Consider the following 20,424-nt stretch of genomic DNA (forward strand, 5'->3'; position numbering starts at 1 on the left):
CCAGGCACTGAAAAACTGGCACGATAAAAAGCCAGAATTATTCGTTAAACGCGTCTATAACCAAGCGGGTCTTGACACTTACCAAGCATCCCATACGGGCTACAAAGTGTGGATGCCCTACACCCGAATGCGGGGGCTGGCATAGCATTCTTACTGAGCGGACGATACCCACCGACGAAGAGTGTAACTCGATCTTGAAAGAGGAAAAGGCAAAGCGGAAGCAGGGTTAGATCGTCCGCTTTGGGGCGATCGCGGCCATTGAGCGATGACCAGCCAGACGTACGATTTTCCGAATTCTGTGGGAATTCCATCAAGGGCGTTGTTCGCCCTTCCATACCGCCGTGACGAACTGGCCTTCGAGTAAGATTTTTTCCGTTTCCCCGGTTCTCCCCAGCAAGGCTAGCCACGTGGCGGCATTGTCGGCGCCTCCCGCATTCCTGGTGGTCAGCGACAAGACCCACGCCGAAGCGCTGTACAAGGCCAGAGTACGCGAAAGAGCGTCACTGACGCGACGCCGGCCGCCAACCAGGCCGGCGGCATCACGCTGGCGCCAGCGCCCCGAGTCCGGCCATGGAGGCGCTGACGGCGCGCTGGAACAGCGGCGCGTATTCGACCGGGCGCAGGGTGCCCGTGTGCATGGCGGCGAGCAGGGCATTTCTGCGGTACACCAGCGGCAGGGCAGGCACCGGCGTGCTGAAAATAAACGCAGACTGCTCGGCGTCGACGGTTTCCAGTCGTACTACCATGAAGCGTCCGTCGACCAGCGTTTCGAAGCGCGCGCCCGGACGCGCCTGTCCGAGCCAGTCTTCATCGACTGCCATCGCGTCGCGGTACACCGGTTCGCTGTGTACCACGGCGGACAGGCCTTGACCCGCCAGCGCCGCTTCCAGCGCGGCGGCCGACAACGGCTCGGCCTGGGTCGACGGTGCCGCTGCCGCCTGCAATGGCGCGAAGTGCACGTGCAGCCAGTCCAGGCTCATCGAGCGCCCACCTGGCGCTACGCGCTGGCCCAGCACGTCCATGTGGACCGCCGCCAGCTGGTCGAGCGCCGCCTGCGCCGCTGCGGGGGACAAACCGAGCAGCGCGATGCCTTCCCGAACGCGCCGCACCAGGGTCGGCAGGGCGCGCATCAACACACTGCGGTCGGCCGGCGCGGCCTTCTCCTGGGCGCTCCAGATCAACTCCGGCAGCAGCGCCGCGTCGATCGCACCGTCGCCCTGATGCAACATGACCTTGATCCAGACCGTATCGATGAAGGTGGCCAGGCGTGGGTCGAGCTGCAATGGCGCCAGCAACACCGTCAGCGTTTTTTGCAGGCTAGATAACTGCGCGTCGCTGGCGTCGGCGGCGGCGACCGCGTCGCGAAGGCGGGTGTACAGCGGGTTGGAACGCGCCAGCATGGTGCTGACGACGGTATCGAGTTCCCGCTCGGCGCTGGAGAACACTTGCACGTCCGTGTCGAAGCCCTGGCGCACCCGCTCGACCAGCCGGCTGGCCTCGTCGCGCAGCGCTGGCATGTCGGCAGCGCCAGGCACTGGCAGCATCGCGGCGCCCAGCGTGCCCAGGCGGTCGAGCAGGCTGCGCGCCGGATGCCCCGATTCCTGCAGCAATGCCGGGTCGAGCACGGCGGCGCGCAGGAAGGGCACGTGCAGGCGGCCGAGCAGGATCCGCATCGCCTGCGGGAGTAGTTCCTCGCGCAGGATGTAGTCAAACACCAGGCCGACCAGGTCGATGGTGACGCGGTTGAGCGGGTCCGCTTTTTCACCGATCTGTTCGCTCAAGGCCAGCGGCGAGGGCGCCGGTGCAGCGTCGTCGGTGAGGCGTTCATGCTGAAGCTGGCGCAGCTGGGCGTCGAGCCGGGCCCGCTGCGGCGTCAGCGCGCCGGCTGGCGCTTGCGGGGCGGCTGCGGCATGGCGCGCTGCCACCGCGCCGCGCGGCTTGCCCTGCTGGTCCAGCACTTGCCAGACCAGTTCCTGCAAGCCCTGCACCTGGTGCGCGCCACCGGGCGCGTACTGTGCGCTCAGCCGTTCACGCTGCTCGCGCGTCATTTCCGACGGCTGGGCCAGCAGGCGCGCATCCAGACCGCGGGCCTGAAAGTGGCCCAGGATGGCGGCGTAGTAGCCGGGCAGGCGGTTGGCTATGGCGCCGGCCATGTAATCGAACAGCACTTTCGCCACCGCTGGTTCGCGCACCATCTCGCGCACCGTTTCATACAGCGCACGCGCGGCCAGGTAGGGGCGAAACGGATTTTCGCGCTCGCGCACCTTGCTCACACCGTGCAGGCTGGCAATGGTCAGGTTGATGCGGCCCAGGCTGATTTCATCGACGTCACGCAGGCGCACCGCCAGGCGGTCCAGCTCGATCTGGCGCGTCATCACATCGTCGTCCACCAGGCTCAGGTTATCGGCCCGAATATCGTGCAAGGCCGCGCGCAGATCGGTGTGCATGGTCTCCATGGCGCGTTCCAGCAAGGTGCTGAATTTGGCCAGCATGGTCTCGCGGAACGCGCGGTCCGTCTGATACAGCCAGTTGCGGGCCGCCCCCAGGGCAGCCTGCTCCGACGCCGGCGCAGCGCGCACCGCCGCGCCGATCTGGGCGTTCGTGTCCACCAGCATGTCGGCGACCAGTTCTGCGAAGCTGCTCAGTGCCTGTCGCTGGGCAAGACGGACGATGTGCTTGGTGGTGTTTTGCATGTGCGACAACGACCTGGTACTTTATTAGGGGCAACTATTGAATCATAGCGTAATAGGCCACAGTTTTACGAGGATCGGGCGGGACAGTGCCGGCATGCTCGTCTGGTGTGGTGTCAGGTCCACGAAAGCGACCACTGCAGTGAATTGATCATGACAAAAAAACACGGCCGCGCCGGAATGCCCGGTATTCTGCAGAATTACGATACTTGTTTGTTTGTAATAATATGCGGAATCAATTTTAGACCGCTTTCAAGGATCTGATGTTTCATTTCGTTTTCACGCTTCCCTGGCTCGTGGTGGTTACCCGTTTCCTCTGGCCGCTGCCGTGGCGCAGGTCCGCCAAGGTTGCTGTCGCCCTGATACTGCTGCTGGCGGCGCAGTACCACCTGTTCAGCCGCCTGTCGTCGGGCAGTGTATTCACGGCGGAAATGCCGAGAAGCCTGGTGATCCTGTTCAACTGGGGCTTTGGCGCCATCTTGCTGCTGGCGCTGATGCAGATCGTGCTGGACCTGGCGACCGTCCTGGCGCGCCTGGTACGTGCACGGCGGCGGGTGATAGCGCCGGGCCTGCGTTATGCAATGGCCGGCGCAGCGCTGGTGCTGGCCGCCATCGGGGTGCACCAGGCCATCCGGGTGCCGCCGTTGAAAGACGTTGAGGTCCGCATACACAACCTGCCCCCCGCGTTCGACGGCTACACCTTGCTGCAGCTCACTGACCTGCACATTAGTCCCTTGTTTCCGGCGCCGTGGACGCGTGCGCTGGTCGAGGGCGCCAACGCGGCCAACGCCGACCTGGTCGTCATCACCGGCGATCTGATCGATGGCGGCGTGGCCGAGCGTACGCTGGACGTGGCTGCGCTGCGCGGCCTGCGTGCGCCGGACGGCGTGTTCGTCATTCCCGGCAACCATGAATATTTTTTTGACGAGCCAGCCTGGATGCGCCACTTCGCCGGTCTTGGCATGCGGCCGCTGGAAAACCGCCACAGCGTGATCGAACGGCGCGGCGCCCAGTTGGTCCTGGCCGGCGTGACCGACCTGTCCGCCAGCCGGGCCGGCTACCCGCAGCCGAACCTTGCGCAGGCGCTGGCCGGCGCGCCGCGTGGCGCGCCAGTGATACTGCTCGACCACCAGCCGCGCAATGCGCGCGCGGCAGCGGCGCAGGGCGTGGCGCTGCAGCTGTCCGGCCATACCCATGGCGGGCTGATCGTCGGGCTGGACCGCATTTTTGCGCTGGCCAACGCCGGCTTCGTCTCGGGCTTGTATGACGTGCAGGGGATGCAGTTGTATGTCAACAATGGCACGGCACTGTGGGGCGGCCTCGCGCTGCGGCTGGGCAAACCATCGGAGCTGACGCGCATTATCTTGCGCCGCGCACCAGGCTGAGCGGTGAACTGCACGGGTGCGCGCTGGTCAAACGATTTTTAGCCACGTCAACCCGGAGGTGCGCCATGACCCAGCCTGCCCAAACCCCACCCGCGTCCGCGAGCGCGCGCGACGCAGGGGCGCCCGACCTTGCCGGCATCAAGCAATATCAGCAAACAGCATGGGCCAGCGGCGACTTCGCCGTCATCGGCGTCACGCTGCAAATCGTCGGTGAAGCGCTGGCCGAAGCGGCCGATATCCGCGCCCATGAAACCGTCATCGACATCGCCGCAGGTAACGGCAACGCCACCCTGGCGGCGGCGCGCCGCTTTGCCACGGTCACTTCCACCGACTACGTCCCGGCGTTGCTTGACAAGGGCCGCGCGCGCGCCGCCGCCGAGGGTCTGCAAGTTGAGTTCATCGAGGCTGACGCCGAAGCACTACCGTTCCCCGACGATAGTTTTGACGTCGCCCTGTCCACTTTCGGCGTGATGTTCGCCCCCGACCAAGAGCGCGCCGCCGGGGAAATGCTGCGCGTGGTGCGCGGCGGCGGGCGCATCGCCCTGGCCAACTGGACGCCCGAAGGTTTTGTCGGCCAATTATTCAAAATCGTCGGCAAGCACCTGCCGCCGCCCCCCGGCCTGAAACCGGCCCTGCTGTGGGGCACGGAAGACTATATGCGCCAGCTGTTCGGCAATGCAGCGTCCGCCATCCATGCCGAACGCAAGATATTCAACTTCCGCTACGGCTCGGCCGCCCACATGCTGCAAATTTTCCGCGACTTCTACGGCCCGGTACACAAGGCATTCGCCGCCCTCAGCCCTGTCGCCGCGCGGATGCTCGAGCAGGAACTGTTGCAGATGATGGAGCGGCACAATACGGCCGGCCCCGACTCGCTGGTGGTGCCGGGTGAATACCTGGAAGTGATCGTCACCCGGCGCGCAACGAAGGTGATGCACTAACTTGCAGCGATGACGGCGCGGCCTAGCCCTTGGTCGCGCCAAACGTCAGGCCGGCGACAAAGTGCTTTTGCATCAGGAAAAACATCAGCACCGACGGCAGCGCCGCCAGGATGGAGCCGGCCGACACCAGATTCCAGGCCGTGGTCCACTGTCCCTTCAGGCCGGCCACGCCAACCGTGATCGGCGCGGCCGTGTCGCCCTGGGTCAGCACCAGCGCCCAAAAATAATCGTTCCACACGAAGGTGAACACCAGAATACCCAGCGCCGCCAGCGCTGGCCGGATCAAAGGCAGGATCACTTGCGTGAACACGGTCCACTCGCCGGCGCCCTCGATGCGCGCGGCCTCGATCAATTCGAACGGCAACTGCTTGATGAAGTTACGCAGGAACAGCGTGCAGAAGCCGGTCTGGAACGCAGTATGGAACAGCACCAGCCCCCACACCGTGTTGAACACGCCAAAGTCCAGCGACAACTGGCGCACCGGGATCATGAGGATCTGCACCGGCACGAAATTGCAGGCCACAAATGCAGCGAACAACAGGGTGTTACCGCGGAAGCGATAGGTCGACAGCGCGAAACCGGCCATCGACGCGAGCGCGATGGCGCCGATCACGGACGGGATCGTGATCAGGCAACTGTTCCAGAAGTAGTGCAGCATGGGCGAGCTGGTGAGCGCCTCGCGGTAGTTGGCCAGCATGGACAAGTCTTTCGGCCAGCCCCAGTAATTACCCTGCACCAGCTCCTCGCTGGAGCGCACCGAGGTCACCAGCACGGCCAGCATCGGCAGCAGCCAGACCAGCAGCGCCAGCGGCAGCGATAGTTTGTACAGGAAGCGCTTCTTCGGCGTCCATTTTTCGATCGGCATCGGATACATGGTCGGCCTATCTTTCGTTGCGCAACATGCGCTTGAGGTGGTAGACGATATACACCAGCATGAGCGCGAACAGCACCACGGCGACGGCGGCGGAATACCCCTGGCGATAATATTTGATGGCCTGGTCGTAGGCGAAATACGCCAGCACGGTGGAGCTCTCGAACGGCCCGCCGCCGCTCATCACGGCGATCAGGTCGAAGCTGCGCAGCGCGCCAATGATGGTCACCACCACCGCCATGAAGGTGCTGGGGCGCAGCTGCGGCAGGATCACGTGGCGCAGCATGTTCCAGCCTTTGGCGCCTTCCATGCGCGCCGCCTCGACCTGGTCGGCATTGATTGAGGTGAGACCGGTCAGGAACAGGATCATGCAGTAGGCCGTCTGCGGCCACAGCGCGGCGAAGATGATGCCGTAATTGACGTAGCGCGGGTCGCCCAGCACCGGGATGCCATGGCCGAGCAGCAGCGCCAGTAAACCAAAGGTGGGATCGTAAAACCAGCTGAAGATCAGTCCCACCACCACCCCGGAGAGCACGAACGGCGCGAAAAACAGCGACTTCACCAGACGCATGCCCTTCACTTGCTGGTTCAGGTACAGCGCCACCGCCAACCCGGCCGGTGGCGCCAGCAGGAACAGTAGCAGCCATAGCAGATTGTTTTTGAGCGCCGTGAAAAAGGTCGGCGCCTGGAACAGTTCGACGTAATTGGCCAGGCCGACGAAGGTCTTGTCCGTCATGCCATCCCAGGTGAAGAAGCTCAGGTAGATCGTGCTGATGATCGGATACACCACATACAGTCCGACCATGCAGCAGGCCGGTGCCAGGAACAGGAAGGCGGCCCGATGGCGCCGGAACGATTGCGCGGCGTACCACGCCGTGCGGCGCCGTGCTGGCCGCGCGGCAGCTGGCGCCGGCGATGTCCTGGTCGGTCGTTGCGCCAGCGTCAGGCTGGCTCCGGGTTTTGCGTCCATCATGGTGCACCTTGCTCATCAAGCGTGTGAAAAACAGCGAAAAACGGATCGAACGTCAGGCTGGCCAGCCGCGGGTGCGGCCGGCCAGCCTGCAGCATCAGGACTTCTTGTAGATGCGCTTCCTGGTCTGCTCGAGCTGTTTCAGGATGTCGTCCAGCGCGTTCGGGTCGTTGAGGAATTTCTGCATGCCCTTCATGCCCTCGTCGGCCATTTCCTTGTTCATGTCGCGGTCATAAAACTGCGCGATGCCGCCATTTGTGTTGGACAGGATCTCGAAGCCGATTTTGGAAATCGGTTCTGCCGGCGCCGGCGATTTGCTGTTGGCCGGCAGCGAGCCGAGGCCCTCGGCCAGCGTGGCACTGATCTGCGGCGTGCCGGCGAACGCCAGGAAGCGCCGCGCGTCGACCTTGTTTTTGGCCTTGGTCGGAATGTGCAGCGACTCGATCGGGCCTTCCTCGGCGGTGGGCACGGCCGGGTCGATGATCGGGAACTGGAAATAGCCGATCTGCGCCGCCTGCGCCGGCGGGAAGCCCTTGGCGATGAAGGTACCCATCAGCATCATCGCCGCTTTGCCCTGGAACAGGAACGGCTGGGCCGCGTCCAGGTCGTACGAGAGCGGGCTGTCGATGAAGTATTTGGCGTCGATCAGGGTCTTCCAGGCGGCGTAGACTTTTTTCACGCGCGGGTCGGTGTAGGCGATCTCGCCCTTCATCAACTGCTGGTGGAAGGCGTTGCCGTTGATGCGCAGGTCCAGATAATCGAACCAGCCGGCCAGGGTCCAGGCGTCGCGTCCACCGACGGTGAACGGGCTGACGCCGGCCGCCTTCAGCTTCTTGTTGGCCTCCATGAATTCGGCCCAGGTCTTCGGCTCGGCCGTGATGCCGGCCTTCTGGAACACGTCCTTGCGGTAGAACAGGCCCCACGAGTAGTACACGGTAGGCAGCGCGTACTGCTTGCCCTTGTACGACGAAGCGTCCTTGCCCGAGGCGTACATCTGGTTCCAGTTGTTTTTGGCCCAGTCGGCGCTCAAGTCTTCGAACAGGCCGCGGCTGGCGTAGTAGGCCATGCGCTCGCCGTTATGCCAGGTGACGATGTCGGGCGCCGCCGTCGACAGCCAGCCCGGCAGCTGCACCTTGTAGGCTTCCTCGTCGATGAAGGCGGCCTTGATCTCGATATCGGGATTGGCCTTCTTGAATTCGTCCAGCGTCGACTGCCAGACGGCGCGCTGGCTGGCACCCTTGAAGGCGATATTGATGGCCAGCGTGCCGGCTTGCGCTGCGCCGGCCAGCAGGACTGCGGACAGCATACCGAGTTTGACTATTTTCTTCATTTTGTCTCCTGTTGTTATATGGATGATTCTGCCGATGCGCCGGATCGTGTGCCCGTTGTGCGCATTGCTTGTTGCCCTGCTGTGCTGCTTACCTGTACACCGACACGCCCTGCGGCGGCACCTCGGCCTGGCCGATGACGAACTGGGCCCCGGCCGGATGCGGCGCCGTGGCCACGCCGCTGCCGTAGTTGAATACCCAGGTCAGTGCGCCGCGCCGGCTGATGCGCACGTCGTCCGGCAAGCGCTCGGCCTGCAGCCCGGCCAACAGCGCCACGCGGTGGAAATAATCGATCGTGAATTCGCTGTCGAACACGCTGGCCAGGTAGTGCAAGCGCCCATGGCCGACGATGGCCGGGTGGCCGTCGGCGAAGCTGCCTTCCACCACGGTGTCGCCCTGCACCTCGATCAGGTCGCGCCAGAAGCCGCCCTGGCCGGACAGCGCGCCACTGGTGACGGCTTCCTTGACGTTCGGCCGCAGCGATTCGACGCGCCACACCCGCATCGGCAAGTGCGCGGCCAGCGCACCTGGTGGCAGCGTGGCCGGAATGCGCAGGTCGACTGTCTTGGAGCCGCTGCGCGGGCCGAATACCACGTGGGCGCCGCTCTCTTGAAGGCGCGCCGCCAGCTCGCTTGGTAGCACCGGCAGCGGCGGCACCACGATCATGGCGTAGCCGTCCAGCGCGGCCGTGGTGGGAATCACGTCGACATCGAGCCCCAGCGAGCGCAGCGCCGAGTAGTAGTCGAACACGATGCGCGCGTACAGGAAATCGGCACCCTGCGGATGGATCTCGAAGAGCCACTTGGCCTGGTAATCGAAAATCAGCGCAACCTTGGTGCGCACCTTGCAGGCGGCATCCTTGTCGGCCGCGGCCAGCAACGCCAGTTCGCGCGCCACCACGGCCGCTTCTTCTCCGCCCAGGTCGAGCTGGTTGTCCGGGGTGTTCAAGCCGGCGTGCATCTGCTCCTGCGCGAACGGGCATTGGCGCCAGCGGAAATACGATACGCAGCCGGCGCCGTGCGCGAACGCTTCCCAGCTCCACAGCCGCACCATGCCCGGCAACGGCGCCGGATTCCAGTTCGCCCAGTTGACCGGGCCCGGTTGCTGCTCCATCACCCAGAACGGCTGCTTCGACATGCCGCGATACAGGTCGTGGTTGAAGGAGGCGAAGTCGGGGTGCCCTGTGCGCAGCCAGCGCGCCTTGGTGTCGGCATCGAACCAGAACTCTTCCAGCGCGCCGAGCGGGTAACTGTCCCACGTGGCCGCATCGAGGTCGGCCGCCACCGGGTAGTGGTCGAACTCGTAAAAACTCTGCATGAAGTTGTGCACCATGGCGCGGCCCGGTGCGTGCTGGCGCAGGATATCGACCTGCATGCGGTTGTAGCGCGCCACTTCGCTTGATGCAAAGCGGCGGTAGTCCAGCCGATGCGATGGATGGGCCTCGGTGACGGTGGCCACCGGCGCGTCGATCTCGTCGAAGGACCGGTATTCCATGCTCCAGAAGACGGTGCCCCAGGCCGCATTGAGCGCCTCGATGCTGCCGTAACGATCTTGCAGCCAGGCGCGGAAACGCTGCACGGCAGCCGGCGCGTAACTGACCACGGTGTGGTGGCAGCCGTACTCATTGTCGGTTTGCCAGGCCGTCACCGCCGGGTTGTCGCCGTAGCGCTGCGCCAGCAGCTTGACGATGCGTTGCGAGGCCTCGAAATAGCTCGGCGAAGAAAAATCGTAATGGCGGCGCGAACCGAACGCGCGCGGACGACCGTCTGCGCCCACTGGCAGGATGTCCGGATACTGGTCGATCAGCCACTTCGGCGGCGTCGCGGTGGGTGTGCACATCACCACGTCCAGGCCGGCCGCGCCCAGCACGGCGATGGCGCGGTCGAGCCAGCCCCAGTTGAACTGGCCGGGCGACGGCTCGATGCGGCTCCAGGCGAATTCGCCGATGCGCACCTGGGCGATGCCCAGTTCCTTCATGCGCTGCGCGTCGTCCTGCCACATCGCTTCGTCCCAATGCTCGGGGTAATAACAGACGCCTAAACGCATAATATGTTCTCCTGTTTGGCATGGATGGGCGCGGGCACGGCATTGCCGTCCGCGCTGAAAAGATGGCAGGCGTCGGGCGCGATGCCGAGCACCACTTCGGCGCCGATGTCGAGCGCCGCATTGCCCTGCAATTTCGCCATCAGGACGTCGCCGCCGGCCTGCTCCAGATGGAGATAGGTTTGTTCGCCAAGGCGCTCGACCAGCATCACGCGCCGTTTGAGGGTTTGCACCGCACTCGGGTTCAGGCACAGGTGCTCGGGCCGCACGCCCAAGGTCACCTGTGCGCCGTGCGCCAATGATCTGCCGTCCAGCGCCAGTTGCAGCACTTCCTGGGTATGGTCGAGCACGATGCGCACGCTGGCGCTGTCGGCCGCCGTCACGGTGGCGGGCAGGAAGTTCATTTGCGGCGAGCCGATGAAACCGGCCACGAAGCGGTTGGCAGGCCGGTGGTACAGCTCGAGCGGGGTGCCGACCTGGGCGATTGATCCGAGGCGTTCCACATCGGGACCGGCGCGTAGCAGCACGATCTTGTCGGCCAGCGTCATCGCCTCAACCTGGTCGTGCGTCACGTACACCACGCTGGCGTGGTCGAATTGTTTGTGCAGGCGCGCGATTTCGATGCGGGTCTGGCCGCGCAGCGTGGCGTCCAGGTTGGACAGCGGCTCGTCGAACAGGAACACGCCGGGCCGGCGCACGATGGCGCGTCCGATCGCCACGCGCTGGCGCTGGCCACCCGACAGTTCCTTCGGTTTGCGTTCCAGCAGCGCGTCGAGCTGGAGCACGCGCGCTGCCTCGCGCACGCGCAGGTCCATCTCGGCCTTGGGCGTTTTGGCCAGCTTCAGGCCGAAACCGATGTTTTCGTAGACTGTCATGTGCGGGAACAACGCGTAGCTCTGGAACACCATCGCCACGCCGCGCTCGGCCGGCGCCACGTCGTTGACCACGCTGCCGCCGATGCACACCTCGCCCGAGCTGGCGTCTTCCAGGCCGGCGACGATGCGCAGCAGGGTCGACTTGCCGCAGCCGGAAGGGCCCAGGAACACGCAGAATTCGTGCGCGCCGATTTCCAGATTGACGTCGCGGATGACGTCCGGATTGCTGCCATACGCCTTGTGTACGGCCCGTAATGAAATGCTTGCCATGTTTTTTCCCTGATGTTGAAGAAGCCGCTTAGAATGCGATTAAGCGCTTAATCATCAGGAACAAAAAAAATGGCCTGGTGCGTGGCCTGTCGTTTCATGTTGCTGTCTCCGTTGTGGTTTTTATTTCTATTTTGCTCGAATATACCAAAGCCCGTTTCGTGATGCAATCGCTATTTTTTCCGTACCCATGACCACCCTGTCCCAAGTCGCGGCGCACGCCGGCGTCACCTCGGCCACTGTCTCGAACGTGCTGCGCGATCGCGGCCGGGTCGGCCCGGACACGCGCGCGCGCGTGCTGGCCGCCGTCGAGGAACTCGGCTACCGCCCGCACCTGACGGCGCGCGCGCTGGCCGAGGGTCGCGCGCCGACGCTGGCGCTGATGGTGGCCAGCATCGCCAATCCGTTCTATCCGCAGTTCGCGCTGGCGGCGGAACAGGCGGCGCGCCAGCACGGCCGCTTCCTGCTGGTCTGCAACACCAACGACGACCCGGAGATCGGCCGCGCCTACTTGCACCAGATCGCCGGCACCTTGTCGGACGGCGTGTTGATCATGAATGCGAACCTGCATTTCGACGACCTGCGCAAAACCGAAAAGCGCGGCACGCCGGTGGTGCTGTGCATGTGGGAGAAGCCGCACGAGCCACCCGGTCTGCCCTGCATCGCGGTCGACTTTTACCTGGCCGGCGCCATCGCCGCGCGCCACCTGGTTGAACTGGGGCACGGCCGCAGCGGCACGATCGGCGCCATCGTCGGCGGCGGCGACAGCTGCATCCACGCCGAACGGCATCGCGGATTCGTCGAGGAGTTGACCCGCCTGGGCCATCCCGACGCCGCGCTGGCGCCGCTGCACGCCCACGACACGGTCGAAGGCGGTTACGCCGCCGCCGCCAGGCTGCTGGTAGCGGCGCCGCAGATCACCGCCATCTTCGCCACCAACGACTTGCCGGCGCTGGGTGCAATGCACGCGGCGGCCGACCTGGGCTTGCAGGTACCAAACGACCTTTCCGTGATCGGCATCACCGACATCGAGCTGGCGCGCCAGACGCGGCCCGCCTTGAGCACGGTGGCGGTGCCAACCAACGAAGCGGCGACGATGGCCATTGCGCTGCTGCTGGAACTGGTGGCCAACCCGCACCAGCCGGCGCCGGTGCGCGTGGCCTCGCCGCCGTGGCTGGTGGCACGCGCTTCCACCGGCAAACCGCGCGCCGGCTCGTGATCGGGAAGTCCGGACGCCTGCCAGGTTGTTACGCGTTCGCCAGCACCGCGTCCAGTTGCGCGAACGAGCCGCTCCAGCCCATCGCCATGCTGGCATGACCGGCGACGAAGGCGGCGATCTCCTCTGCGGTCGCGTCGCCCGCAACGTCCGTGCAGAGCGTCACATGGGTGCGCCCCGCGGCTTCTTCGCGTAGCGCGACGGTGATGCGCAGAGTGGCCGGCCAGTCTGGCGCCATCGGATGGCGCATGACCTGTTCGTGTTCGTCGCAGAATTGCTGGGTGTAGACGATGCGATCGTGACTGCGAATTTCTTCGTATTCCGCGCGGGCGGTGATCGTCATCCCGTAGCCGGCCATGGAAAACAGGGTGCTGCCGCCCTGGTGCAGGTCGGCGCGCAGGAAGCGCATCGCAAAACCTGCAGGGGGCAACCAGCGCGCCAGGTCGTCGGGCTGGATCCACATGGCAAACACCTGGGCAAGCGGTGCGTCGAAGCTGCGTTCGATGACGAAGCGTTCGTTATTGGTCGTGTTCATATTTCTCCTTGCAGAACAGTTAAAATGGCTGGTCGCCGGCCGACGCCGTCGACATCAAACCCCGTGACGTTCGCGCAAAATCGCCGCCGCCTGCGCCAGCACGGCCAGCTTGGCCTCGGCCACGCGGTCCGAATTGAGCGGGTTGTCGGCAAACGTGGCAAAGCCGCAGTCGGGCGTGAGCAGCAGCCGCTCGGCGCCGAACAGCGCAATCGCTTTTTCGACGTGCGCAACGATGCTCTCGACGCTTTCCACGTGCGCATGCTTCTGGTTGCATGAACCGATGCCGATGCGCAGGTGCTTGGGCAGGCGTTCCAGGATTTCCATCTCGCCCGCGCGCGGTGTGGCCAGTTCGAGGAACAGGGTGCCCACGTTCATCTGACCGAGAATATCGACCAGCGGCGTGTAGTCGCCCGCCAGCGCCAGGCTCTCGTCGGCCGACCAGTTACCGCGGCACATGTGCAGGGCGATGCGCTCGCGCGGGAAACCCTCGGTGACGGCGTTGACCAGGTCACGCGCAAACGCCAGCTCGACCGGGCTGTCGCTCTTGGCCGACAAGGCGCCGCACATGAAGCTGCGCTGGTTGGCCGGGCCGCTGAACACCACTTCCGACAACACCGGTTCGTCCAGCTGCACCAGCGCCGTGCCGGCCGCCAGCAGGCAGGCGATTTCTTCGCGCAGCACGCGCACGATGTCGACCGCGAGCGCCTCGCGGTCGGCATAGGCGCGGTCGGAAATACACTCCATCCACATCGTGCGCGTGAGCAGGTACGGGCCTGGCAACGCCACCTTCACCGGGCGCTCGGTCAGCGTCTGGGCGAATTCGGCTTCGTGCACGGCGATGCCGCGGCTGCGCCCGAGGGGGCCGAACAGCGCCGGATGGCGCACGTCGCCGGCCGGAATGTCGAGTGCACGCAATTCGCGCTCGAATTCTTCCGGGTCGTCGACCAGCGGCAGCAGGTCGGTCAATGGAATCAGCTGGCAGTTGTCGAGGCGCGAGGCGACGAAACTGGAATAACTGTCGCGCCGTTGTTCGCCATCGCTGACAACGTCGGCGCCGGCGCGGATTTGCGCGCTGATGGCCAGGCGCACCGCATCGTCGGCGGTGGCCTGGAACGATGCTTCATCAAGCCGGCCTTCCATGTGTTCGTGCACGGCCTGCAGCATCCAGCGCGGCCGTGGCCAGCTGCCGATGCCCATCACCGACAGGGGCCGGATTGCCGGGGCCGGCGCCACCGGCGGAAACACCAGCAACGGTTTGACGTCGACCACTTCGAAACGCGACCCCATCTCGGGCGCGCCGGTGGCAGTGGCAACCCGTTCGGCCAGCTTGCCCTTTGCGACCAGGAAGCTGCGCTGCTTGCCATCGCGCAGGAACGAGACCATCTCGTTGCCGGTCATGCGGCACCAGGCCGGCAAATCTTCGTCCACCGAGGTTTCGGTGGAGCGGATTTCGAGCAGGCCGCCGCGCGGCAGCGGGTCGATGTGCTTGCGGATCAACAGCAGCAAGCCGTTGCCGCAATCGAGGTCGCCGCCGTCGAAACCGACGTCGGCATTGTGGGGATGTTGGAAGCTCATGATGTTCTCGAATAGTTTAGGGTGTCGGGGCGGTCGACATGCGCACCAGCATCGCGCGGCCGACGTCCTTGAGGATGGCCTGGCCGGCCACGCGGCCCTGGCCCAGCACCAGGTCGATGTTGACGACGCCGGCACCGCCCAGGTTGGCGGAACGCTTGCCGTCACGGTCGGCGATATGCCAGGCGCGCACCTGGTTGCCGTCGAGCTGGTCGAGCGTCACGCTAAAATACTTTTCCGGGCCGTCGACCGAGGCGCCCGGCGCCAGCCGGATTTCGTCCTTGTTGGTCAACATGAAGCCGAAGTTGTGGCCGGTCGGGCAGGCGATCGGATACACCGCGAAGCGCGGGTCGGCCGCATACGTGTCGCCGTATTTCAGGCTGAAGGTTTTGGCATACAGTTTCAACTCGGCCTGGCCATCCTTGAGCGCGCTGGCGCTGGGCACCAGGAAGCCAGCGATGTCGGCGTACTCGAACACCAGCGCCTTGCGTGCGGCCGTGTCTTCGATCACGCGCTGCGGCTGCACCGGCCCGAGCACGCGGTCGTATTTCACCGTTTTGCCTTCCAGGACCTGTATGCGCACCGTACCGGCCTTCTCGTCGATCGCGGCCAGGCGCACCGTGCGCGTGCCGATGGTCCACTCCTGGCCGGCTTTCGCCATGCCGGCGAAGGCTTTATCGCCCAGCAGCATACGCTCGGTGCGCACGCCGGAAATCCAGTCGAACACCATTTTTTCGCGCGTTACTTCACGCGCCTGGCCCTGGTTGTAGAGCTGGGTGAACTTCATGCCCCACCAGCCTGGCTGGTTCGATGACAGCACCGGATTGCCGAAGGCCCAGTCCCAGTCGGTACCGGCCACGGTTTTTACGTGCAGCGTGTGGTTCGAGGTCTGCTCATGGCCGACGGTGGCGTAATACTGATACACCTGGCCGCCCACGGTGACGCTCTGGCCGGCCGGAATGGTGACGTTCTCTTTCACGACGATGGACATGTCGTAATCGATATAGGTCGGCATGCGCCCCAGCACCGGCAATTGCTCGCCGCGTAGCGCCACTTCACCGCCCCAGGTGTCTTCCAGGTACACCAGCCCGCCCGGCGGAATGACCACTTGCCCGTTCTCGACGCGGCTGCGGCGGATGAAAACGCCGTCGTATTTCGGCTTCTTGTTGCCGGCGTCGTCGACGATCATGCGGCCCTGTGGCAGGCCGGGCAGGCCGGCGACATACGCCGGATCTTTCGGCCGGTCGGCGATCAGCGACAGCGGCGGCGGCGCGATGTCAGTCGTCGCTATCGGGTGCGCCAGCGGCATGTCGGGTTGCGCGCGCGTGAGTAGCTTCGCGTAGTCGGCGGCGTGCGCCAGCGGCGCGACGGCGAGCAGGGTAGCCAGCAGGGAGCGTGTCAGGTTCATGGTGCGAGTCCGGTATCGTGGAGAAGGCCATCGTACAGCGTGTCCTGTTGCGCGGGCCCGAAATCGGCAGCCGCAACGTCGACCACAACGCGGCCGGCGCGCAGGCCCAGTACGCGGTCGGCATAGCGGCGCGCGTATTCTGGCTGGTGCAGGCTGCAGACGACCGCCAGCCCGTCCGCATGGCAGATGGATTTGAGAAGCTCGAGGATGCCGGCGCCCGAGCCCGGATCGAGGCTGGCCACCGGCTCGTCGGCGATGATCACGTCCGGTTGCTGGGCCAGGGCGCGCGCGATGGCGACGCGCTGCTGCTGACCGCCGGACAGCGTGTCGGCGCGCTGGTCGGCGTGGCCGCTCAAGCCGACCCGGTCGAGGCAACTGTGCGCCAGCGCCAGATCGGCCGCGTCGAAGGTGCGCAGCCAGCCGCGCCAGGCCGGCACGTGGCCGAGGCGGCCGGCCAGGACGTTGTCCAGCGCCGACAGCCGCCCGACCAGATTAAATTGCTGGAACACGAGGCCGATGCGGCGCCGTTCGCGCCCGCGCAGCGAGGCGACGTCGCGGCCGTCGAGGGCCACGCGGCCGCTGTCCGGTTGTTGCAGGCCGGCCAGGCAGCGAAACAGGGTGGTCTTGCCGGCGCCGCTGGGACCGAGCAAGGCCAGCATCTGGCCGGGCGCCAGCGTGAAGCCGACGTTGTCGAGCGCGATGCGGGCGCCGTAGCGCTGGCCCACGCCCTCGGCCACAAACAGGTGGCCGCTCATACGAGACGCTTTCGCAGCCAATTGCTGGCCTGGTCGAGGACCGTGACGACGATCAGGATCAGCACGATGATGGTGAACAGGCGCGGGAAATCGAGCAGGTCCATGCTGTTTTTGAGTTCCAGTCCAATGCCGCCGGCGCCGACGACGCCCAGCACGGTGGAGGCGCGCACATTGAACTCGAGCCAGTACAGGCTCGATGACAGCAGCACCGGGAGAATTTCTGGCAGTACCGCGTACATGATCGCGGTGCCGCGCCCGGCGCCGGTGCTGCGGATGGCGTCGAGCGGACCGGTGGGCATGTTTTCGATATGGTCGGCCAGCAGCTTGGCCGCGCTGCCCCAGGTGTGCAGCGCGATGCCAATCACGCCGGCGAACGGTCCCAGGCCGACGGCGGCGACGAACAGCAGCGCGAAGACAAAGGAGTCGATGCCGCGCAGGGCATTCAATAGCCAGCGCGCCGGATAATAGAGCGCTGGCCACGGGGTGATATTCCGGCTGGCCAGCACCGCCATCGGCAGCGCCAGCAGGATCGCGCCGGTGGTGCCGATGGCGGCCATCGCCACGGTTTCGGCGATGCGTTCGCCGAACAGCGGCATTTCGGCCAGGTCCGGCGGCCAGGCCGAGGCAATCCAGTGCCCCAGCTTGGGCAAGCCCTCGGCCAGGCGCCCGAGGTCGATGTTGGCAACGCGCCAGCAGACGACGTAAAACGCCGCCGCAGCCAGCCACGCCAGCCAGACGCGCCAACGCCGGGTCACCGCGTGCATCAAGCTTTTGGCTTGATCTTGCCGACCGCGATACCGGCCTTCTCGATCGATGCGTATGACGCGTGATCGGCCTTCACAAAACCGGTGTAGTGCGGCGGCAGCAGCGTCTTCGATTGCTCGACGGTGATGGCCGTGACGATCTTCTGGATCTGTTCGACCAGCGCTTGCGGCGTGCCTTTCGGGACGACGATGGCGTCGTTCGGCAGTGGTGCCGAGGTCCACAGGATCTTGTTGGCGTTCGGCTTGACCTTGCCCGATTCGATCATCGCGTTGCGGTTGCGGTCGAAGTCGGTGGCCATGTCGGCCTGGCCCGCTTGCACGGCCATTTCATTGGCTGCGTGGGTTGCGCCTTCGCTGTACTTCCAGAACGCTTTCGGTTCGATCTTCCACACTTCCTTGGCGTACCAGGTCGGGATCAACCAACCCGAGGTCGAGCCGACGTCGGCGAACGACATCGTCAAGCCCTTGCTGTCTTCCGGGAACTTCACCACTTTCAGATCCGGCTTGCCGATCACGATGGCGTGATAAAACGGCTTTTCGTCGTACTTGACGGTGGCCAGCGCGGTGCAGCCGGTGCTGTTGTTGGCAATGATGTAGCCCCATGGCCCCATCCACGCCAGGTCGAGCTGGCCCGACCCCATGGCGACGGCCATCCCGGCCCAGTCGGTGGTGGCGAACAGTTCGAAGTCGACACCCAGTTCTTTGGCCAGGTGGGCAAAGAACGGCGTGTAGGCTTTCTTGGTGTCTTCCGCGGTCGGCAGCAGCGGGCCGACGCCGAAGCGCAGCTTGCGCTTCGTCTGTGCGATGGCGGGTACGGCGGCGACCAGCGCGAGGGCGCCTGCGGCGGCGAGGAGGGTGCGGCGGGATGCGGTCATGGTGGCTTTCTTGTTGTTGTTTGTATTAATAGCTGACCGAAGGGCAACCGTCGCTCATGAACTCGACCAGCTTGGCGCCGCCGACGATCATTGCGCCGGCCACCAGTTTGTCTTCGTCCAGCTTGCGCTTCTTGAAGCATGGCGAGCAGACGAACATCTTGCCGCCGGCGGCCGCGAAGTTGTCCATCAACTCTTTCAGTGGCGCGAAGCCTTCTTCGTGGACCGCGTCGGCGGCGCCCAGCTGGGCCAGGCGGGTGCCTTCGATCGACAGGAACACGATGGTTTCCTTGTCCGACGCTACCGAGGCGTTGGCGATGACGAAAGCGACGGTGGCCTTGTCGGTGTTATCGAGGCCGTGGGTCAGGCTGATCAGGAATTTTCCGGACATGGGAGTCTCCATTCAAGTTGGTGGTACGTGGGAAGCAGGCGCCGTGCGCCCGCAGGAAAAATCATGGCTTGGCGCGCACCCAGAAGGCGTGCGTGAGCGGGTCGTGGGCGACCAGCGCGTGGCCGGTCATGCGGCACCAGGCCGGGATGTCGGCCGGCGCACCGGCGTCCAGCGCCGTCACCTTGAACACCTGGCCGGGCGCGGCACGCACGCGCTGGCGCAAGGCCAACACCAGATCGCCGCAGCCAAGCGTGCCGGCGTCCCATTCGATGTCGTGGTCGAAGATTGTTGGCAAGCGCATCAAAACACCATGAACCGGGCGCCCGGCTCGAAACCGGCGCTCAGCAGGGACGCCGCGCCACGTACACCTGTGACTTCGGCGATGAGCTGGTCGGCAGCGAGGCCGTGATCGGCCAGCGCGGCGGGGCAGGCAAACAGGGCGGCGCCCAGCGCCGTGGCTTGCCGGATCTGCGCCAGCAAGGCGGCGTCAAGGGCGTCATGGCGCAGCAGGGTGGCGGAGGCGCCGACGGCATGCAGTTCCACCATCATATCCATCGCGGCCGCCGTCACCGCATAGCGCAGCGCAACGGCCAGCGTGTCGGTTGACGCTGTATTGAGCACGATGACAAGGCGCGGCGCGCGGGCGGGGGAGGGTTCTGGCATGGGCGCGGGCAAAAGTGGGTACAAGAACCGATATGCTACACGACAACAGTGACTTCTCCACAACGACGGGCACCGCGACGCAAAATTATTACCCAGAAAGGGTGATCCTGGCCGCGTCAGCCCAACAGCACTTCGCTGCGAAAACGCCAGGCATAGGTCTGGCTTACCTTCAGCTGTGCCGGATGGTTGCGCAGCTCGACCGTGATGTTGCCGAACTCGTCGCGCCGGGCCCGTGCGATGGCGCGCACCGCCACCAGCGTGCCGCGGTGGATCTGCCAGAACTGGTCGGGATCGAGCCCTTCCAGCAATTGATTCAGGGGCTTGCGAATGACGCCTTCGTCAGTCGCGCTGACAATGCGGGTGTAACGCGTATCCGATTCGAAGAACAGCACTTCGTCGATCGCAAACATTTTAATGGTGTTACCCAGCGTGGCGTTGAGCCAGCGGATGCGCTCCTGCTGCACGGTTGCACGCAGGCGCCGGTCGAGGTCCGCCATGGCTTGCAGCAGGTTGGCGCTGCCGGCGGCGCGCGCGCGCAGGCGCGCCACCGCCTGTGTCAGCCGTTGTTCCGTGACGGGCTTTAACAGGTAGTCGATGGCGCCCAGGTCGAACGCGTCGATCGCATGGGCGTTGTAGGCGGTGGTGAACACGATGTGGCAGGCGCCGCCACTCGCGCCCGCGACCTCCAGCCCGCTTGCACCGGGCATGCGGATATCGAGGAAGGCGATGTCTGGACGCAGGCGTGCGATGGCGTCGAGGGCGTCGCTGCCGTCTTCGCAGCTGGCGACAATGGTCAGTTCTGGCCAGGCCACGGCCAGCATGCGCTGCAGGTCGCTGCGCTGCAGGTCTTCGTCGTCGGCGATGATTGCGGTGGGCAT

At 65.2% G+C, this 20,424-nt stretch carries 19 protein-coding genes; 3 read left to right on the forward strand and 16 right to left on the reverse strand.

All coding sequences use genetic code 11. From position 1 onward, the window contains the following. Positions 1–539: 539 nt before the first annotated feature. On the reverse strand, positions 540–2,693 hold the full coding sequence (locus tag V6M87_RS24220; protein ID WP_332879237.1) for a DUF1631 family protein: 2,154 nt from the start codon (positions 2,691–2,693) through the stop codon (positions 540–542). A gap of 260 nt (positions 2,694–2,953) precedes the next feature. Between V6M87_RS24220 and V6M87_RS24225 the strand changes: the two genes are divergently transcribed. After that, positions 2,954–4,075 (forward strand): metallophosphoesterase, encoded by a 1,122-nt coding sequence (locus V6M87_RS24225; protein WP_332879238.1) that lies wholly within the window; start codon positions 2,954–2,956, stop codon positions 4,073–4,075. A 65-nt stretch (positions 4,076–4,140) separates the two neighbouring features. Next, complete coding sequence (locus V6M87_RS24230; RefSeq protein WP_332879239.1) at positions 4,141–5,016, forward strand: class I SAM-dependent methyltransferase; 876 nt, start codon at positions 4,141–4,143, stop codon at positions 5,014–5,016. Positions 5,017–5,038: 22 nt separating this feature from the next. Here V6M87_RS24230 and V6M87_RS24235 read toward each other — a convergent pair whose 3' ends face one another. From V6M87_RS24235 to V6M87_RS24255, 5 genes are all read right to left on the reverse strand, one after another. Further along, positions 5,039–5,890, reverse strand: a complete 852-nt coding sequence (locus V6M87_RS24235; protein WP_332879240.1) for a carbohydrate ABC transporter permease — start codon at positions 5,888–5,890, stop codon at positions 5,039–5,041. Positions 5,891–5,897: 7 nt separating this feature from the next. Beyond that, positions 5,898–6,857 carry a carbohydrate ABC transporter permease gene (locus V6M87_RS24240; RefSeq protein ID WP_332879291.1) on the reverse strand — a complete coding sequence of 320 codons (960 nt, stop codon included), beginning with the start codon at positions 6,855–6,857 and terminating at the stop codon, positions 5,898–5,900. A gap of 97 nt (positions 6,858–6,954) precedes the next feature. Further along, positions 6,955–8,187 (reverse strand): ABC transporter substrate-binding protein, encoded by a 1,233-nt coding sequence (locus V6M87_RS24245; RefSeq protein ID WP_332879241.1) that lies wholly within the window; start codon positions 8,185–8,187, stop codon positions 6,955–6,957. A gap of 88 nt (positions 8,188–8,275) precedes the next feature. After that, complete coding sequence (locus tag V6M87_RS24250; protein ID WP_332879242.1) at positions 8,276–10,231, reverse strand: beta-galactosidase; 1,956 nt, start codon at positions 10,229–10,231, stop codon at positions 8,276–8,278. Then, a complete protein-coding gene (locus tag V6M87_RS24255) occupies positions 10,222–11,373 on the reverse strand; it encodes an ABC transporter ATP-binding protein (protein WP_332879243.1) in 1,152 nt (383 codons plus the stop codon). Before V6M87_RS24255 ends, V6M87_RS24250 begins: the two co-directional genes overlap by 10 nt. 187 nt (positions 11,374–11,560) lie before the next feature. Between V6M87_RS24255 and V6M87_RS24260 the strand changes: the two genes are divergently transcribed. Continuing rightward, the gene (locus tag V6M87_RS24260) at positions 11,561–12,589 is read left to right on the forward strand and encodes a LacI family DNA-binding transcriptional regulator (RefSeq protein ID WP_332879244.1); all 1,029 of its coding nucleotides are present in this window, start codon (positions 11,561–11,563) and stop codon (positions 12,587–12,589) included. 28 nt (positions 12,590–12,617) lie between these two features. Here the strand turns inward: V6M87_RS24260 and V6M87_RS24265 are convergent, their stop codons facing one another. The 10 genes from V6M87_RS24265 to V6M87_RS24310 all read right to left on the reverse strand — a co-directional run bounded on the left by V6M87_RS24265 (position 12,618) and on the right by V6M87_RS24310 (position 20,424). Beyond that, positions 12,618–13,121, reverse strand: a complete 504-nt coding sequence (locus V6M87_RS24265) for an SRPBCC family protein (protein WP_332879245.1) — start codon at positions 13,119–13,121, stop codon at positions 12,618–12,620. A 54-nt stretch (positions 13,122–13,175) separates the two neighbouring features. After that, positions 13,176–14,696 (reverse strand): 5-methyltetrahydropteroyltriglutamate--homocysteine methyltransferase, encoded by a 1,521-nt coding sequence (locus V6M87_RS24270; RefSeq protein ID WP_332879246.1) that lies wholly within the window; start codon positions 14,694–14,696, stop codon positions 13,176–13,178. Between the two features lie 16 nt (positions 14,697–14,712). Then, on the reverse strand, positions 14,713–16,101 hold the full coding sequence (locus tag V6M87_RS24275; RefSeq protein ID WP_332879247.1) for a hypothetical protein: 1,389 nt from the start codon (positions 16,099–16,101) through the stop codon (positions 14,713–14,715). Beyond that, positions 16,098–16,856 (reverse strand): phosphonate ABC transporter ATP-binding protein, encoded by a 759-nt coding sequence (phnC, locus tag V6M87_RS24280; RefSeq protein WP_332879248.1) that lies wholly within the window; start codon positions 16,854–16,856, stop codon positions 16,098–16,100. The genes V6M87_RS24275 and phnC overlap by 4 nt, the downstream gene beginning before the upstream one ends. Continuing rightward, positions 16,853–17,620, reverse strand: coding sequence for a phosphonate ABC transporter, permease protein PhnE (gene phnE / locus V6M87_RS24285; protein ID WP_332879249.1), 768 nt, complete (start codon positions 17,618–17,620; stop codon positions 16,853–16,855). The genes phnC and phnE overlap by 4 nt, the downstream gene beginning before the upstream one ends. After that, complete coding sequence (locus V6M87_RS24290) at positions 17,620–18,495, reverse strand: phosphate/phosphite/phosphonate ABC transporter substrate-binding protein (RefSeq protein WP_332879250.1); 876 nt, start codon at positions 18,493–18,495, stop codon at positions 17,620–17,622. The genes phnE and V6M87_RS24290 overlap by 1 nt, the downstream gene beginning before the upstream one ends. Positions 18,496–18,520: 25 nt before the next feature. Continuing rightward, complete coding sequence (locus tag V6M87_RS24295) at positions 18,521–18,883, reverse strand: DsrE family protein (RefSeq protein WP_332879251.1); 363 nt, start codon at positions 18,881–18,883, stop codon at positions 18,521–18,523. A 61-nt stretch (positions 18,884–18,944) separates the two neighbouring features. Then, complete coding sequence (locus tag V6M87_RS24300) at positions 18,945–19,184, reverse strand: sulfurtransferase TusA family protein (protein ID WP_332879252.1); 240 nt, start codon at positions 19,182–19,184, stop codon at positions 18,945–18,947. Beyond that, complete coding sequence (locus tag V6M87_RS24305; protein WP_332879253.1) at positions 19,184–19,546, reverse strand: hypothetical protein; 363 nt, start codon at positions 19,544–19,546, stop codon at positions 19,184–19,186. Before V6M87_RS24305 ends, V6M87_RS24300 begins: the two co-directional genes overlap by 1 nt. Before the next feature lie 116 nt (positions 19,547–19,662). Beyond that, positions 19,663–20,424 (reverse strand): LytR/AlgR family response regulator transcription factor, encoded by a 762-nt coding sequence (locus V6M87_RS24310; RefSeq protein WP_332879254.1) that lies wholly within the window; start codon positions 20,422–20,424, stop codon positions 19,663–19,665.

Source organism: Massilia sp. S19_KUP03_FR1 (assembly GCF_036688685.1).
In the GTDB taxonomy this organism is placed as follows: domain Bacteria; phylum Pseudomonadota; class Gammaproteobacteria; order Burkholderiales; family Burkholderiaceae_D; genus JALYUM01.

What these genes read in the sequence shown, in the direction of transcription:
- V6M87_RS24220 (WP_332879237.1), bottom strand. Translation starts at nt 2,693, where the DNA reads ATGCAAAACACCACCAAGCACATCGTCCGTCTTGCCCAGCGACAGGCA.
- V6M87_RS24225 (WP_332879238.1), top strand. Translation starts at nt 2,954, where the DNA reads ATGTTTCATTTCGTTTTCACGCTTCCCTGGCTCGTGGTGGTTACCCGT.
- V6M87_RS24230 (WP_332879239.1), top strand. Translation starts at nt 4,141, where the DNA reads ATGACCCAGCCTGCCCAAACCCCACCCGCGTCCGCGAGCGCGCGCGAC.
- V6M87_RS24235 (WP_332879240.1), bottom strand. Translation starts at nt 5,890, where the DNA reads ATGTATCCGATGCCGATCGAAAAATGGACGCCGAAGAAGCGCTTCCTG.
- V6M87_RS24240 (WP_332879291.1), bottom strand. Translation starts at nt 6,857, where the DNA reads ATGGACGCAAAACCCGGAGCCAGCCTGACGCTGGCGCAACGACCGACC.
- V6M87_RS24245 (WP_332879241.1), bottom strand. Translation starts at nt 8,187, where the DNA reads ATGAAGAAAATAGTCAAACTCGGTATGCTGTCCGCAGTCCTGCTGGCC.
- V6M87_RS24250 (WP_332879242.1), bottom strand. Translation starts at nt 10,231, where the DNA reads ATGCGTTTAGGCGTCTGTTATTACCCCGAGCATTGGGACGAAGCGATG.
- V6M87_RS24255 (WP_332879243.1), bottom strand. Translation starts at nt 11,373, where the DNA reads ATGGCAAGCATTTCATTACGGGCCGTACACAAGGCGTATGGCAGCAAT.
- V6M87_RS24260 (WP_332879244.1), top strand. Translation starts at nt 11,561, where the DNA reads ATGACCACCCTGTCCCAAGTCGCGGCGCACGCCGGCGTCACCTCGGCC.
- V6M87_RS24265 (WP_332879245.1), bottom strand. Translation starts at nt 13,121, where the DNA reads ATGAACACGACCAATAACGAACGCTTCGTCATCGAACGCAGCTTCGAC.
- V6M87_RS24270 (WP_332879246.1), bottom strand. Translation starts at nt 14,696, where the DNA reads ATGAGCTTCCAACATCCCCACAATGCCGACGTCGGTTTCGACGGCGGC.
- V6M87_RS24275 (WP_332879247.1), bottom strand. Translation starts at nt 16,101, where the DNA reads ATGAACCTGACACGCTCCCTGCTGGCTACCCTGCTCGCCGTCGCGCCG.
- phnC (WP_332879248.1), bottom strand. Translation starts at nt 16,856, where the DNA reads ATGAGCGGCCACCTGTTTGTGGCCGAGGGCGTGGGCCAGCGCTACGGC.
- phnE (WP_332879249.1), bottom strand. Translation starts at nt 17,620, where the DNA reads ATGCACGCGGTGACCCGGCGTTGGCGCGTCTGGCTGGCGTGGCTGGCT.
- V6M87_RS24290 (WP_332879250.1), bottom strand. Translation starts at nt 18,495, where the DNA reads ATGACCGCATCCCGCCGCACCCTCCTCGCCGCCGCAGGCGCCCTCGCG.
- V6M87_RS24295 (WP_332879251.1), bottom strand. Translation starts at nt 18,883, where the DNA reads ATGTCCGGAAAATTCCTGATCAGCCTGACCCACGGCCTCGATAACACC.
- V6M87_RS24300 (WP_332879252.1), bottom strand. Translation starts at nt 19,184, where the DNA reads ATGCGCTTGCCAACAATCTTCGACCACGACATCGAATGGGACGCCGGC.
- V6M87_RS24305 (WP_332879253.1), bottom strand. Translation starts at nt 19,546, where the DNA reads ATGCCAGAACCCTCCCCCGCCCGCGCGCCGCGCCTTGTCATCGTGCTC.
- V6M87_RS24310 (WP_332879254.1), bottom strand. Translation starts at nt 20,424, where the DNA reads ATGCCCACCGCAATCATCGCCGACGACGAAGACCTGCAGCGCAGCGAC.